This window comes from Kitasatospora sp. CB02891 (genome assembly GCF_002803145.1).
In the GTDB taxonomy this organism is placed as follows: Bacteria; Actinomycetota; Actinomycetes; order Streptomycetales; family Streptomycetaceae; genus Kitasatospora; species Kitasatospora griseola.
This window is the reverse complement of record NZ_NNBO01000020.1, coordinates 77,425-91,410: the sequence shown is the minus strand read 5'-3', so window position 1 is coordinate 91,410 and position 13,986 is coordinate 77,425. Positions and strand designations below refer to the sequence as shown.

The window sequence follows — 13,986 nt, the reverse complement described above, 5'->3', positions numbered from 1 at the left end:
CGGTAGCGTCAACGACTGACAACCGTTCCGGGCAACGGCCCGGGCCGGTCGAGAACCGCCCGGAACCGCTCCACCGACCGTCGAAAGGCACCACCCGATGAGCGACGCGACCACCGCAGCCGAGCAGTTGCGGGCCACTGTCGAGAGCACCGACGTCCTGCTGCACACCCTGTCCGAGCTGAAGCCCGAAGACGTGTTCGAACCGTCCGGGCTGCCCGGCTGGACCCGCGGCCACGTGCTGGCGCACATCGCCCGCAACGCCGACTCGCTGGTCAACCTGCTGACCGGCGCCCGTACCGGCCGGGACATCCCGCAGTACGCGAGCCCGGCCGCCCGGGACGCCGACATCGAGGCCGGCTCCGGCCGGCCGCTGGAGGTGCAGCTGGCCGACGTCCGGGGCAGCCAGCAGCGCTTCGTGGACGCCGCCCGGCTGCTCGCCCCCGAGCACTGGCAGGCCACCCTCACGCACCGCTCCGGCTACACCTTCCCGGCCTGGCAGCTGCCCGGGAAGCGGCTGGCCGAGCTGGAGTACCACCACGTCGACCTGAACGCCGGCTACACCCCGGCGCACTGGTCGGAGCCGTTCGCGATCGCCGAGTTCCGGCGCCTGGGCACCCACTTCGGCGCCCTCGACGGCCTGCCGGTGGTCCGGCTGATCGCCGAGGACGCCGGGCTGGAGGCCCGGCTCGGCGGCGCGGGCGAGCCGGAGCTGACCGTCGAGGGCCCGGTCCGGGCGCTCACCGGCTGGCTGTCCGGGCGTTCGGACGGCGACGGCCTGCAGGTGCACCGCGGCCACGAGGGCCTGGTCGACGCGCGCACCGCCCTGCCCGAGCTGCCCCCGATGGGATGATGGTGCCGGTTGACGGGACACCCCCAGCGGCAGCGAGGAGCGACGTGATGACGTACCACGGAACGGTCAAGGTCGGCGGTGCGCCGGACGTCCGGGAGCTGGCCCACCTGATCATCACCAAGGTGGCGGTCGGACCGTACGACAACAACGCCTACCTGCTGCGCTGCCGGGCCACCGACGAGCAGCTGCTGATCGACGCGGCCGCCGACGCGCCGGTGCTGCTGGAGACCGTGGGCAGCCGGCTGGCCATGGTGGTCACCACCCACCGGCACCACGACCACTGGGGCGCGCTGGCCGAGGTGGTCGCCGCCACCGGGGCGCGCACCGCGGCCGGGCGGATCGACGCGGAGGGCGTCGACGTGCCCACCGACGTCCCGCTGGAGGACGGCTCGGTGCTCCGGGTCGGGCAGATCGAGCTGACCGTCCGCCACCTGGTCGGCCACACCCCCGGCGCGATCGTGCTGGTCTACGACGACCCGCAGGGCCACCCGCACCTGTTCACCGGCGACTGCCTGTTCCCGGGCGGGGTGGGCAACACCTGGGGCGACCCGGCCGCCTTCGACTCGCTGTTCCGGGACGTCAACGGGAAGATCTTCGACGTCCTCCCGGACGAGACCTGGGTCTACCCGGGCCACGGCAACGACACCACGCTGGGCGCCGAGCGCCCGCACCTGCCGGAGTGGCGCGAACGCGGCTGGTGAGCGCACGCACGAGGGCCCCCGCCGGAGCGGGGGCCCTCGTGCGTGCCGTCAGGCCTCGATCTTCTCCGGCTTGTCGGAGTCGTCCTGCTTGCGCGCGGCGATCAGGCTGGTGACGGTGGTGACCGCCAGGGTGAGCAGGATGAAGCCCAGCGACACCGGGATGCTGATCTCCGGGACGTGCACCCCGGCCTCGTGCAGCGCGTGCAGCACCAGCTTCACGCCGATGAAGCCGAGGATCACCGACAGGCCGTAGGAGAGGTGGACCAGCTTCTTCAGCAGCCCGCCGATCAGGAAGTACAGCTGCCGCAGACCCATCAGCGCGAAGGCGTTGGCGGTGAAGACGATGTACGGGTCCTGGGTGAGACCGAAGATGGCGGGGATCGAGTCCAGCGCGAACAGCACGTCGGTGGTGCCGATCGCGATCATCACGATCAGCATCGGGGTCATCAGCCGGCGGCCGTTCTCCCGGACGAACAGCTTGGTGCCGTGGTACTGGTCGGTGGACGGGACGCGCTTCTGGATCGACCTGAGCAGCCGGTTCTCCTCGAAGTCCTCCTCGCCCTCCTCCTCGGCGCGGGCCTCCTTGAGCAGCTTCCAGGCGGTCCAGATCAGGAACCCGCCGAAGATGAAGAACACCCAGGAGAAGCTGGAGACCAGCGCCGCGCCGCCGGCGATGAAGACCGCCCGGAGCACCAGGGCGATGATCACGCCGAACATCAGCACGCGCTGCTGGTAGATCTTCGGCACCGCGAACTTGCCCATGATCAGGATGAACACGAACAGGTTGTCGACGCTGAGCGACTTCTCGGTGATGTAACCGGCGAAGAACTCCCCGGCCGGCTGCCCGCCGCCGTACCACCACAGGAATCCACCGAACAGCACCGCCAGCACGACCCAGACCGCGGTCCAGATCCCGGCCTCCTTGATGGAGACCTCGTGCGGCTTGCGACCGCCGATGAAGAAATCGGCCAGGATCAACAGGGCCAGCACCGCGATGGTGCCGGCCCACAGGCCTGCGGAAACGTCCATGACTGCTCCTCCGGCAGCTAGGCGAACATCGTCACTGCCGGAGGTCTCTTCCGCCGCACGGCGCGCCCGTCGGTCGGCGCCGCACGGCCAGCGCCCCGGGATGCCGCGACGGGCAGCCGTGATGACGGGGTCACTGAACGGGGAATACTCCCCTCCGCTCCCGTCGAGAGTAACAGGAACACCAAGGGAAGGTAAAGAAGGTAAAGGGATGCCCCCGGGTCGGGCCGGTCGGGCCTACAGGAAGGGCTCGACGAACGGCAGCATGTCCCGGAAGGTGCGGCCGGTGGCGGGCGCGCCGATCGCGGTCATCTTCCAGCCCGTGCCCTCCCGCTCCACCTTGGCCATGATCTGCCCGGTGTGGGTGCCGCCGCCGGTGAGGTCGTAGCGGGCCAGCTCCTGGCCGGTGGTCTCGTCGACCAGCCGGCAGTGCGCGTTCTGCACCTCCAGGAAGTTCTGGCCGCTGTACGAGCTGACGGTGAACACGATCTGGGTGACCCGGCGCGGCACCTTGGTCAGGTCGACCAGGATGCTCTCGTCGTCCTCGCCCGCGCCGACGCCGCCGACCAGGTTGTCGCCGGTGTGCTGCACCGACCCGTCGTTGCTGACCAGGTGCGAGAAGAACACCACGTCGCTCATCGCCTTGCCGTCGTACAGCAGGGCGGACGCGTCCAGGTCGATCTCCTTCGGGCGGCGGCTGAAGAAGCCGCGCTTGCCCGGAGCGGACTTCCAGCCGAGACCCATCCGGACCACGCTCAGAGTTCCGCCGCTGGACTTCGCCAGGCTGACGCTCTGCCCCTTCGCCAGGCTCACCGACACGCCGACCACCCCATTCCTCCGGGTTGCCCCCGGTCTCGCACCCGACCGGCCGTGACAGGAGCGTCCTGGCCCCACGCCGGCCGCGCACCACCCTACGCTGCCGCCCCGCCGCCCCGGTCCGGGACGGCGAGACTGTGGCAGAACCACGACATGACGGCCGTTTCGGACCGTTCGGATCAGGCCATGCCGGCCTCTCGCATCTGGCGCAGCTCGCGCTTGAGCTCCTTGACCTCGTCGCGCAGCCGGGCCGCCACCTCGAACTGCAGCTCGGCGGCGGCGGTGTGCATCCGGTCCGTCATGTCCTGGATCAGCTCGGCGAGTTCGGCCGCGGGCAGGCTCTTGGCGGGCTTGCGGTCGAGGCCCAGCGAGGGCACCGGGGCCTTGCCCTTGCCCTGCTGGCGGTAGCCGGTGGCGAGCAGCTCCTCGGTGTCCACGTCCTCGCCGGCCATGGTGGAGAGCAGGTCGCCGATCTTCTTCCGCAGCGGCTGCGGGTCGATCCCGTGCTTCTCGTTGTACGCCTGCTGGACGATGCGACGGCGGTTGGTCTCGGAGATCGCCAGGTCCATCGCCGGGGTGATCTTGTCGGCGTACATGTGCACCTGGCCGGAGACGTTGCGCGCGGCCCGGCCGATGGTCTGGATCAGCGAGGTGCCGGAGCGCAGGAAGCCCTCCTTGTCGGCGTCCAGGATCGCCACCAGCGACACCTCGGGCAGGTCCAGGCCCTCGCGCAGCAGGTTGATGCCGACCAGCACGTCGTACTCGCCGGCCCGCAGTTCGCGCAGCAACTCGATCCGGCGCAGCGTGTCGACGTCGCTGTGCAGGTAGCGGACCCGGATGTCCAGCCCGAGGAAGTAGTCGGTAAGGTCCTCGGCCATCTTCTTGGTGAGCGTGGTGACCAGGACCCGCTCGTTCTTCTCCACCCGCTGCCGGATCTCGTGCACCAGGTCGTCGATCTGGCCCTCGGTCGGCTTGACGATCACCTCCGGGTCGATCAGACCGGTCGGGCGGATGATCTGCTCCACCTGCCCGTCGCCGCGCGCCAGTTCGTACTTGCCGGGGGTGGCCGACAGGTAGACGGTCTGGCCGATCCGCTCCTGGAACTCCTCCCACTTCAGCGGCCGGTTGTCCATCGCCGAGGGCAGCCGGAACCCGTGCTCGACCAGCGTGCGCTTGCGCGAGGCGTCGCCCTCGTACATCGCGCCGATCTGCGGGACCGTCACGTGCGACTCGTCGATGACCAGCAGGAAGTCCTCGGGGAAGTAGTCGAGCAGCGTGTTCGGCGGCGAGCCCGGCTCGCGGCCGTCGAAGTGCATCGAGTAGTTCTCCACGCCCGAGCAGGTGCCGATCTGACGGAGCATCTCGATGTCGTAGGTGGTGCGCATCCGCAGCCGCTGGGCCTCCAGCAGCTTGCCCTGCTTCTCCATCCGGGCGAGGGTCTGCTCCAGCTCGGTCTCGATGTCCCGGACCGCGCGCTCCATCCGCTCCGGGCCGGCCACGTAGTGCGAGGCCGGGAAGACGTAGATCGAGTCGTCCTGGCTGATCACCTCGCCGGTCAGCGGGTGCAGCGTGTACAGCGCCTCGATCTCGTCGCCGAACATCTCGATCCGGACGGCGAGTTCCTCGTACACCGGGAAGATCTCGACGGTGTCGCCGCGCACCCGGAACGTGCCGCGGCTGAACGCCAGGTCGTTGCGGGTGTACTGGATGTCCACGAAGCGGCGCAGCAGCGCGTCCCGGTCGACCTCCTCGCCGACCTTCAGCTGCACCATCCGGTCCACGTACTCCTGCGGCGTGCCGAGGCCGTAGATGCACGACACCGACGCCACCACCACGACGTCCCGCCGGGTGAGCAGGCTGTTGGTGGCGGAGTGGCGCAGCCGCTCGACCTCCTCGTTGATCGAGGAGTCCTTCTCGATGTACGTGTCCGTCTGGGGGACGTACGCCTCGGGCTGGTAGTAGTCGTAGTACGAGACGAAGTACTCGACCGCGTTGTTCGGCAGCAGCTCGCGGAACTCGTTCGCCAGCTGCGCGGCCAGCGTCTTGTTCGGCGCCATCACCAGGGTGGGGCGCTGGAGCTTCTCGATCATCCACGCGGTGGTGGCGGACTTGCCGGTGCCGGTCGCACCGAGCAGGACGACGTCCTTCTCCCCGGCGCGGATCCGGCGTTCCAGCTCGGCGATGGCCGCCGGCTGGTCACCATTGGGCTGGAAGGGGCTGACGACCTCGAAGGGCGCCACGGACCGCTCAATACTCGTGATGGGACGCACGCCTCCACGGTACGACCGGCCACCGACAGTCCGGGGCTCGTCCCGGCTGTCGGCGGACCCGGCTAGCGTGCCCGGCATGACAGAGCTGGACGAACTGGTGCTCACGCCCGACGAACGGGCCCGCGGGGTCGACATCGACGGGGTGGCCTTCGCCATGGACTGGAGCGGCGAGGAGTCGCCCGGCCTGCTCGCGGCGTTCGTGGCCGAGCGGGTACGGGCCTTCGGGGCGGACCCGGCGGACGTCGACGACACCGTCGTCCGCCGCACCGCCGAGCAGGACCCGACGCTGCGGCGCGGCGACCTTCCCGTGCGCCAGCTCGACCACCTGTCCGCGGTGCTGGCGGGCCTCGACTGCACGCTCCTGCTGGTGCACCACGGGGACGACGCCTACACCGTGCTGGTCGCGCGAACCGGCGAACCGCCCGAACTGACCCACCGGGACAGCCCGGTACTGCCGTGGGGCGCCGGGCCGACCCTGGTCTGTCTGGACTGCCCCGGCTGCGGGCAGCAGTTGGTCTGGCAGCTGCTGCCCGACGAAACCCTGGCCGGGGAGCGCTGCGACTGCGGAACGCCGCTGTTCGACGCCGACGGCCGACCGCTGCCGGGCGTCACCCTGTACGACTGAGGCGCGGCCGGACGGGCCGGGCTACTTGGCTGAGTCCCGGGCCAGCGCGACCAGCCGGGACACCGCCCGCAGGTACTTCTTCCGGTAGCCGCCGCGCAGCATCTCCTCGGTGAACACCTGGTCGAACGGCACGCCCGACGCGGTGATCGGCAGCTCCCGGTCGTACATCCGGTCCGCCAGCACCACCAGGCGCAGCGCGGTCGCCTGGTCGTCGACCTGGCGGACGCCGCGCAGGAAGACCGAGCCGATGTCGTCCAGCAGGGCGCCGTAGCGGCTGGGGTGCACCTCCTTCAGGTGCTCCAGCAGGGCGTCGAAGTCGTCCAGCGAAGCGCCGGGGGCGGTGGCCGCGCGGTCCGTCACCTCGGCGTCGGTGTACGGCGGGGGCGCGTCCGGGAGACCGCGGTGGCGGTAGTCCTGGCCGTCGATCCGCACCGGGCGGAAGTGCGAGGACAGGCCCTGGATCTCCCGCATGAAGTCGGCGGCGGCGAACCGGCCCTCACCGAGCTTCTCCGGCAGCGTGTTCGACGTCGCGCAGAGCTTGACGCCGTTCTCCACCAGCCGGCTCAGCAGCGTCGACACCAGCACGGTGTCGCCCGGGTCGTCCAGCTCGAACTCGTCGATGCACAGCAGCCGGTGCGAGCTCAGCGTCTTCACCGCACCCTGGAACGTCAGCGCCCCGACCAGGTTGGTCAGCTCGACGAACGTGCCGAACGCCTTCGGCCCCGGCACGGCGTGCCACAGCGACGCCAGCAGATGCGTTTTTCCTACGCCGTACCCGCCGTCCAGGTAGATCCCTGCCGGCCCGCTCGGCGCCGGCGCGGACCGCCGGAACCACCCGCGCTTCACCGGCTCCGCACCCGCGTTCAGGCTCGCCGCGAAACCCTCCAGGATCTGCACGGCCTCGTACTGGCTCGGCTGCGAGGAATCCGGCAGGTAACTGCCGAAACTCACACCGGCGAACCGCGGCGGCGGCACCATCTCGGCCACCAGCCGCTCGGCCGGAACCACCGGCCGCCGAGAGGCGAGGGCTGTCACGGTACGGATTTCGGACTCCGAGGCAGGTGCAGACACGGAGAACAAGCGTACAGGTGAGCGGGAGAGCCGGCGGATGCGAGACCGGGCCGCGCAGGGGGCACCCGGTGGTGCTCTCCACTGCGAAACTTGAGCCATGGAGCAACTGATCGGCAACACCCCCGGCACCCCCGGCGGTCTGGAGTGGCTGGCCCGGGCGTACGCGTATCCGGCGGACGGTCCGTGGCTGCGGGCGAACATGGTGGCGTCGTTGGACGGCGCGGCCCGGCTCGACGGCCTCTCGGACGGGCTGTCCAGCGAAGCGGACAAGCGGATCTTCGGGGTGCTGCGCGCGCTGTGCGACGTGGTGCTGGTGGGCGCCGAGACGGTGCGGGCGGAGGGGTACCGGCCGGGGCGGGCGCGGAAGGAGTTCGCCGAGCAGCGCGCCGCGGCGGGTCAGTTGCCGGCCCCGGTGATCGCGGTGGTGACGCGGAGCCTGGACCTCGACCTCTCGGCGCCGCTGTTCACCGAGCCGCTGGTCCCGACGGTGGTGATCACCACTTCGGACGCGCCGGCCGACCGGCTGGCCCGGACCGCCGGGGTCGCCGAGGTGATCACCGCGGGAACGGGCACGGTGGACCTCCCGAGGGCGGTCGCGGCGCTCACGGAGCGCGGTTGGCGGCGGCAGCTCTCGGAGGGCGGTCCCCGTCTGCTCGGCCAACTCGCGGCGGACGGTCTGCTGGACGAGCTGTGCCTCTCGGTGGCCCCGCTGGTGACGGGAGGCGATTCACCGAGGATCGTGAACGGTCCGGGAATCGCGGACGTCCGGCGGATGCGGCTGGTGTCATTGATCGAGGAGAAAGGTTTCCTCTTCACCCGCTATCTGCGGCCGACCGATCCGGACCGCTCCCCGAGCGACCCCGCGCTCACCTGAGCCACTTCCTGACCGATGTGGACCACGTGTTCCGTGTGGCGCGTGTGCAGCGTGAGGAATCCTTCCTCCGGGCACTATGAAAGGAGGGGATGCCGGACCCGGGGGCCCGCACCAGCGAAGGGACTCACGTGTTCAAGACCGTACTGATGATCGAGAAGGCACTTTCCGACGCCGACGTGGAACTGGTCACCACTCTCCACGGCGACGAGCAGGTGTCCTTCGTCGTCCTGATGCAGCCGCGCGGCAAGCAGGACGAACTGCTGCGCGCCCTGGACGATGTGGCCCTCGGCCATCTCGACCAGGCGGTGCACGAGCACGACGAGCACGACGGCAACGGGCCCAGCCTCGCCGGGGAGTCCCTGGAGCACAGCCTGCGGCACCTGCAGCGGGCCGGTGCGGAGGCGGTCGGCGAGGTGGTCGAGCAGCAGCCGCTGGTGCGGCTGCGCGAGGTGGTGGAGGAGAACCGGGCCGACGAGGTGCTGGTGCTGACCTCGCCGCACTTCGTCGAGGAGTTCTTCCACCGCGACTGGGCCTCCCGCGCCCGGCACGAGGTCGGCGTCCCCGTACTCAAGCTGTTCGCCAGCGACTCCTGACCCGCCTCCCGATTAGGGCAGAATCGTCCCGTGGTCCCGCAACGCAGGCGGGACCGCAGGACGACCCGTTTCCGCCTCCTCACGCCAGTACGGAGCCAGCCTTGAACGACGCCGCGCACGACCTGCACGCCCCGCACTTCATCGGCATCGGCGGCGCCGGCATGTCCGGTCTGGCGAAGATCCTCGCGGTCCGCGGCGCGACCGTCTCGGGCAGCGACGCCAAGGAGTCGGACACCGTGCGGGCGCTGCGCGAGCTCGGCGCGACGGTGTTCGTCGGCCACGCGGCCGAGCACCTGCCGGCCGGGACGAGCAGCGTGGTGGTCTCCAGCGCGATCCGCGCCGACAACCCGGAGCTGGTGGCGGCGCAGGAGCGGGGCGTCCCGGTGGTGCACCGTTCGGACGCGCTGGCGGCGCTGATGGGCGGCCGGCGGGCGCTCGCGGTGGCGGGCACCCACGGGAAGACCACCACCACCTCGATGCTGGCGGTCAGCCTGGGCGAGCTGGGCCTGGAGCCCTCGTACGCGATCGGCGGCGACCTGGACCTGCCCGGGTCGAACGCGCACCACGGGGCGGGCGACATCTTCGTCGCGGAGGCGGACGAGAGCGACCGCAGCTTCCACAAGTACGCGCCCGAGGTGGCGATCGTGCTGAACGTGGAGCTGGACCACCACGCCAACTACGCGTCGATGGAGGAGATCTACGAGTCCTTCGAGACGTTCGTCGCCCGGATCGTCCCCGGCGGCACCCTGGTGGTGTCGGCCGACCACGAGGGCGCCCGCGAGCTGACCCGCCGGGTCGCCGGGCGGGCGGGCCTGAACGTGGTGACGGTCGGCGCGGCCGAGGACGCGGACGTGCGGGTGCTGTCGGTGGCGGCGCACGGCATGACCAGCGAGGTGACGGTCGAACTGGGCGGCGAGCGGCTGACGTTCACCGTCTCGGTGCCGGGCCGGCACTACGCGCACAACGCGGTGGCGGCGCTGGCCGCGGGCGTCGCGCTGGGCGTTCCGGCGGACGGGCTGGCGAAGGCGCTGGGCGCGTACACCGGCGTGCGGCGGCGGCTGCAGCTGAAGGGCGAGGCCCGCGGCGTGCAGGTGATCGACTCGTACGCGCACCACCCGACCGAGATGGCCGCCGACCTGGAGGCGATCCGCGAGGCGGCGGGCGCGGGCCGGGTGCTGGTGGTGTTCCAGCCGCACCTGTTCTCCCGCACCCAGCAGCTGGCCGAGGAGATGGGCCGGGCGCTGGCGCTGGCCGACGGCTCGGTCGTGCTGGACATCTACCCGGCCCGTGAGGACCCGATCCCGGGCGTCACCGCCGAGCTGATCATCGACGCGGCCCGCCGGGCCGGCGCGGACGTCCGGGCCGAGCACGAGTTCGCCGCCGCGCCCGCCGTGCTGGCCGGCCTGGCCCGCCCCGGCGACCTGGTGCTGACCATGGGCGCGGGCGACGTCACCAATCTGGGCCCGGAAATTCTGGCCGCCCTGGCGGACGTTGCACCTGCTGTCTGAGTCGAACGGCGAGCCCGGGAGAGTGCCGTGAGCTACGAGGTCCAGAAGTCCGACGCCGAGTGGCGGTCCGAGCTGAGCCCTGAGGAGTACCACGTGCTCCGCGAGGCCGGCACCGAGCGCCCGTTCGTCGGCGAGTACACCGACACCAGGACCGTCGGCGTGTACAGCTGCCGGGCGTGCGGCGCGGAGCTGTTCAGCAGCGAGACGAAGTTCGAGTCGCACTGCGGCTGGCCGTCCTACTACGCCCCGCTGGCCGGTGACTCGGTGGAGTACCTGGAGGACTCCAGCCTCGGGATGCGCCGGGTCGAGGTGCGCTGCAAGAAGTGCGGCAGCCACCTCGGGCACGTGTTCGAGGGCGAGGGCTACGACACGCCGACGGACCAGCGGTACTGCATCAACTCGATCTCGCTGCGGCTGAAGCCCGCCGAGTAGGAAGCGCCGACGCCCGCCCCCGTGGAAGACTGATCGCTCTTGTTCGGTCTGGACGTGGGTGGGGCGGGCGTGGCGCGGCGGCGGTCTTCCGGGGTGTGGTCGGTACTGGCGGAGGCGCAGCGTGAGCAGCACCGCCGCGTCGAGGCGCAGCGGAAGGCCGCGGCCGCCCAACAGCGGGACCACGAGCGGGCGCAGCGCGAGGCGCAGCGAGCCGCGGCGCGGGGCGAGCGCGAGGCGCTGAAGGCGTACCAGCAGCAGCGGGACGCGGACGCGGCCCGTCGGACGGCCGAACTGGACGACCGGGTCGCCGAGTTGCGCGGGGTGCTGGCGGCGGGGCTGGCCGGTCCGGGGTTCTCGCTGGCGGAGCAGAGCCGGGGCGGGCAGGGCGCGATCCCGCCGTTCGACCCGGGGCCGCTGGGCGTTCCGGTGCCGATGCCCGATCAGAACTGGTACCTGGTGCCGCCGTTGACGGGCGCTCAGGCGTACAACCCGGCGGCGCGCCGCCAGTGGGAGGAACAGGCCGGGCACGCCCGGGCCAGGTTCGAGTACGACTGGCAGGCGGCCTGGGCGGCCGAGCAGCAGCGGCAGCGCCAACTCGCCGACTACCGCGCCCAGTACGACGCGTGGGCGGCCGAGCGGCACCGTCTGCTGGCCGGGCAGAGCACCCAGGCGGGGCGGCTCGCGCAGCGGCTGCGGGCGGGCGAGGCGGCGGCGGTCGCCGAGTACTTCGAGGCGGTCGTCGACTGGCGGGAGGACTGGCCGGACGGCTTCCCCACCGACGGCGAGGCCTCCTGGGACGCGGACACCCGCCGGCTGGTGGTGCGCTGGGAACTGCCCGCGTTCGACGTGGTGCCGACGGTCGGCCGCTACCGCTACGTCCGGTCCGACGACCGGGAGGACGAGGTGGCCCGGCCGGCCGGCCAGCGCAAGGAGATCTACCGCGAGGTGCTGGCGCAGTGCGCGCTGCGGGTCCTGGCGGAGGTGTTCCGGGCCGACCCCGACGGGCTGATCGCCACCGTCGGCCTGAACGGCGTCGTGGTGGCCCCGGACCCGGCGACCGGCCAGGAGGGCGACCGCTGCCTGCTGGCGGTGGAGGTGCACCGGGCGACCTTCGCCGGGCTGGCCCTGGACCGCGTCGCACCACTGGACTGCCTGCAGGACGCGCTCGGCGGACGGCTCTCCGCCCGGCCCGAGAAGGCCGACACGGTGGCCGAGATCCCGACCGCCGCGACCTCCGCCGGGGACGGCGAGGAGCCGGACCTGTTCGCGATGGACCCGATCGAGTTCGAGAAGCTGATCGCCGAGCTGTTCCGCCGCCGCGGCTTCCGCACCAGCACCACCGCCCGCAGCGGCGACGAGGGCGTGGACGTGCTCGCCGAGGACCCCGACCCGATCACCGGCGGAAAGATCGTCATCCAGGCCAAGCGCTACCGGCACACCGTCTCCCCCAGCGCCGTCCGCGACCTGGAGTCCACGATGCGCCGCCAGGGCGCCAACCGCGGCATCCTGGTGACCACTTCGGGCTTCGGCCCCGGCTCGCGCAAGCACGCCGAGGGCCAGCCGCTCACCCTGGTGGACGGCCCGATGCTGCTCACCCTGCTCCGCGAGCACGGCCTCCCCGGCCGACTGGGCCCGGCCCCGGTCCCCGCCCGGCAGGCCGACGGGCCTGCGGCCGTGGAGTTGATGCCCGGTCAGAACACCGTGCTGCCCGACGGCGAGGTACGGGTCCGCTTCCGGTCCGACGGCGCGGACGCCGACCTGACGCTGCTGCTGCTCGACGCGCTCGGCAAGGTCCGGGCCGACGAGGACTTCGTCTTCTACCACCAGCCGACCGCGGCCGCCGGGGCCGTCACCCTGGAACCCGGCGACGGCAGCGCGGTGGTCCGCACCGACCGCCTGCCGGACACCGTCCACCGCGTGGCCGTGTCCGTGAACCTGGACGCCGACGGCGACGCCACCTGCGCGGACCTGATCGACCCGACGGTGGAACTCGCCGCCGGCCCCGGCCGCTGGACCTTCCGCCCGCCGACCGACCCGGCCATCTCCGCGATGCTCGTCGCCGAGCTCTACCGCCACCCCGCCGACGGCTGGAAACTCCGTGCCGTGGGCCAGGGCTGGTCCGACGGCCTGGCGGGCCTGGCCCGCCACCACGGCGTCGACGTCGAGTAGCGGGCGAGGGCGTCCCCGGAGTCAGAGCGTGCGGCTGTGCTTCCACTCCTCCGCGCACACCCGGTACCCGAACCAGTCGTTGATGGCGAGCATCGGCGCGTTGTCGCCGTCGTTGTTGGTGTACGCCGCGGTCAGGCCGCGGGCCTGCGCGCGGTGCAGGGAGTGGGCCTTGGCGAGTTTGGCGAGGCCGCGGCCGCGGTGGGTGGAGCAGGTCGCGGTGAACGCGGACCAGTAGCTGCGGCCGTCGGTCTGGGCCGCGGAGAAGGCGACCGCCCGGCCCCGGTCGAGGACGACGGTGGTGAGGGTGTGGTCCTGGTCGGGCCGCTGCCAGATCTCGGCGAGCCAGCTCTCGTAGGACTGGTCCGCCAGGTCGAGGTCGCCGGGTTCGGCGCGGGTGCCGTCGATGTCGACCAGGTAGACGGGGTACGGGTCGTCCAGGAAGTCTGCGGCGGTGCGGAGTTCGATGCCGGGCGGGGTGGGCGGCAGTGGCGGCAGCGGGACGGTGAGGTCGCGGCCGGCGAACTGGGCGCGGCGGCCCCGCCGGTAGCCGCGGGCGGCGGCGAAGCCGAGGGCTTCGGGGGTGCCGTCCGCCCAGCCGTGGGCGTCGCGGACGCCGAGGACGGCGAGTTCGCGTTCGGCGGCGGTGAGCAGCGCGGTGCCGATGCCGCTGCCGCGGTGCTCGGGCAGCACGCTGACGTTCAGGAAGCCCTGGTGCGGGACGGTGCTCTCGGTGACCGGGCCGAACCTCGCGGAGCCGACCACCTGTCCGGCGCGTTCGGCGACCAGCAGGTGGTAGTGCGGCAGGCCGACGAGCCAGCTGGTCACCTCGGGTGTGACGACCAGGTGCGGTCGGCCGGCCCGGTAGGCGTCGGTGGCCCCGGCGGCGTCCTCGGGGGCGAACGGGCGGATGTCGTACGGCATCGAAGTCATAGGCATGTCACGTTAGTCAGTCGTTCGCCTGCGCGCCGCTGAATTTCCCCCCACCTGCGGGCCGTCCCGTTCAGCGGGACGGAAAGCTCAAGTTCAGCTCTGAGTTTCCGGTGTCCCGCTT

At 71.8% G+C, this 13,986-nt stretch carries 13 protein-coding genes; 8 read left to right on the top strand and 5 right to left on the bottom strand.

Going from position 1 to position 13,986, the window contains the following annotated elements; genetic code table 11:
• Positions 1 to 97 precede the first annotated feature (97 nt).
• Both CG736_RS32400 and CG736_RS32395 read left to right on the top strand, forming a co-directional pair.
• A complete protein-coding gene (locus CG736_RS32400; RefSeq protein ID WP_100589691.1) occupies positions 98 to 850 on the top strand; it encodes a maleylpyruvate isomerase family mycothiol-dependent enzyme in 753 nt (250 codons plus the stop codon).
• 47 nt (positions 851 to 897) lie between these two features.
• Positions 898 to 1,551: an MBL fold metallo-hydrolase gene (locus CG736_RS32395; protein ID WP_100589690.1), complete on the top strand. Its 654-nt coding sequence runs from the start codon at positions 898 to 900 to the stop codon at positions 1,549 to 1,551.
• Between the two features lie 48 nt (positions 1,552 to 1,599).
• Here CG736_RS32395 and CG736_RS32390 read toward each other — a convergent pair whose 3' ends face one another.
• The 3 genes from CG736_RS32390 to uvrB all read right to left on the bottom strand — a co-directional run bounded on the left by CG736_RS32390 (position 1,600) and on the right by uvrB (position 5,663).
• On the bottom strand, positions 1,600 to 2,580 hold the full coding sequence (locus CG736_RS32390) for a TerC family protein (protein WP_100589689.1): 981 nt from the start codon (positions 2,578 to 2,580) through the stop codon (positions 1,600 to 1,602).
• Between the two features lie 234 nt (positions 2,581 to 2,814).
• Entirely contained in the window at positions 2,815 to 3,396 is a 582-nt protein-coding gene (locus CG736_RS32385) for a TerD family protein (RefSeq protein ID WP_100589750.1), read from the bottom strand.
• Positions 3,397 to 3,572: 176 nt separating this feature from the next.
• On the bottom strand, positions 3,573 to 5,663 hold the full coding sequence (gene uvrB / locus CG736_RS32380; RefSeq protein WP_100589688.1) for an excinuclease ABC subunit UvrB: 2,091 nt from the start codon (positions 5,661 to 5,663) through the stop codon (positions 3,573 to 3,575).
• A gap of 76 nt (positions 5,664 to 5,739) precedes the next feature.
• On the opposite strand from uvrB, the gene CG736_RS32375 reads away from it, so the two are divergent.
• Entirely contained in the window at positions 5,740 to 6,288 is a 549-nt protein-coding gene (locus CG736_RS32375) for a hypothetical protein (RefSeq protein WP_232734331.1), read from the top strand.
• 21 nt (positions 6,289 to 6,309) lie between these two features.
• Here CG736_RS32375 and zapE read toward each other — a convergent pair whose 3' ends face one another.
• Positions 6,310 to 7,266 carry a cell division protein ZapE gene (gene zapE / locus CG736_RS32370; protein ID WP_229847577.1) on the bottom strand — a complete coding sequence of 319 codons (957 nt, stop codon included), beginning with the start codon at positions 7,264 to 7,266 and terminating at the stop codon, positions 6,310 to 6,312.
• A gap of 190 nt (positions 7,267 to 7,456) precedes the next feature.
• Between zapE and CG736_RS32365 the strand changes: the two genes are divergently transcribed.
• The 5 genes from CG736_RS32365 (at position 7,457) to CG736_RS32345 (ending at position 12,935) form a co-directional block, all read left to right on the top strand.
• On the top strand, positions 7,457 to 8,233 hold the full coding sequence (locus CG736_RS32365; RefSeq protein ID WP_100589685.1) for a pyrimidine reductase family protein: 777 nt from the start codon (positions 7,457 to 7,459) through the stop codon (positions 8,231 to 8,233).
• Between the two features lie 128 nt (positions 8,234 to 8,361).
• Entirely contained in the window at positions 8,362 to 8,826 is a 465-nt protein-coding gene (locus tag CG736_RS32360) for an indole-3-glycerol phosphate synthase (protein WP_100589749.1), read from the top strand.
• A 101-nt stretch (positions 8,827 to 8,927) separates the two neighbouring features.
• Positions 8,928 to 10,334, top strand: coding sequence for a UDP-N-acetylmuramate--L-alanine ligase (gene murC, locus CG736_RS32355; protein WP_255419055.1), 1,407 nt, complete (start codon positions 8,928 to 8,930; stop codon positions 10,332 to 10,334).
• Positions 10,335 to 10,361: 27 nt separating this feature from the next.
• Positions 10,362 to 10,766 carry a peptide-methionine (R)-S-oxide reductase MsrB gene (msrB, locus tag CG736_RS32350; protein ID WP_100589684.1) on the top strand — a complete coding sequence of 135 codons (405 nt, stop codon included), beginning with the start codon at positions 10,362 to 10,364 and terminating at the stop codon, positions 10,764 to 10,766.
• A gap of 39 nt (positions 10,767 to 10,805) precedes the next feature.
• Positions 10,806 to 12,935, top strand: coding sequence for a restriction endonuclease (locus CG736_RS32345; protein WP_157815822.1), 2,130 nt, complete (start codon positions 10,806 to 10,808; stop codon positions 12,933 to 12,935).
• Between the two features lie 21 nt (positions 12,936 to 12,956).
• Here CG736_RS32345 and CG736_RS32340 read toward each other — a convergent pair whose 3' ends face one another.
• Positions 12,957 to 13,871 carry a GNAT family N-acetyltransferase gene (locus tag CG736_RS32340; protein WP_232734330.1) on the bottom strand — a complete coding sequence of 305 codons (915 nt, stop codon included), beginning with the start codon at positions 13,869 to 13,871 and terminating at the stop codon, positions 12,957 to 12,959.
• Positions 13,872 to 13,986: the final 115 nt, after the last annotated feature.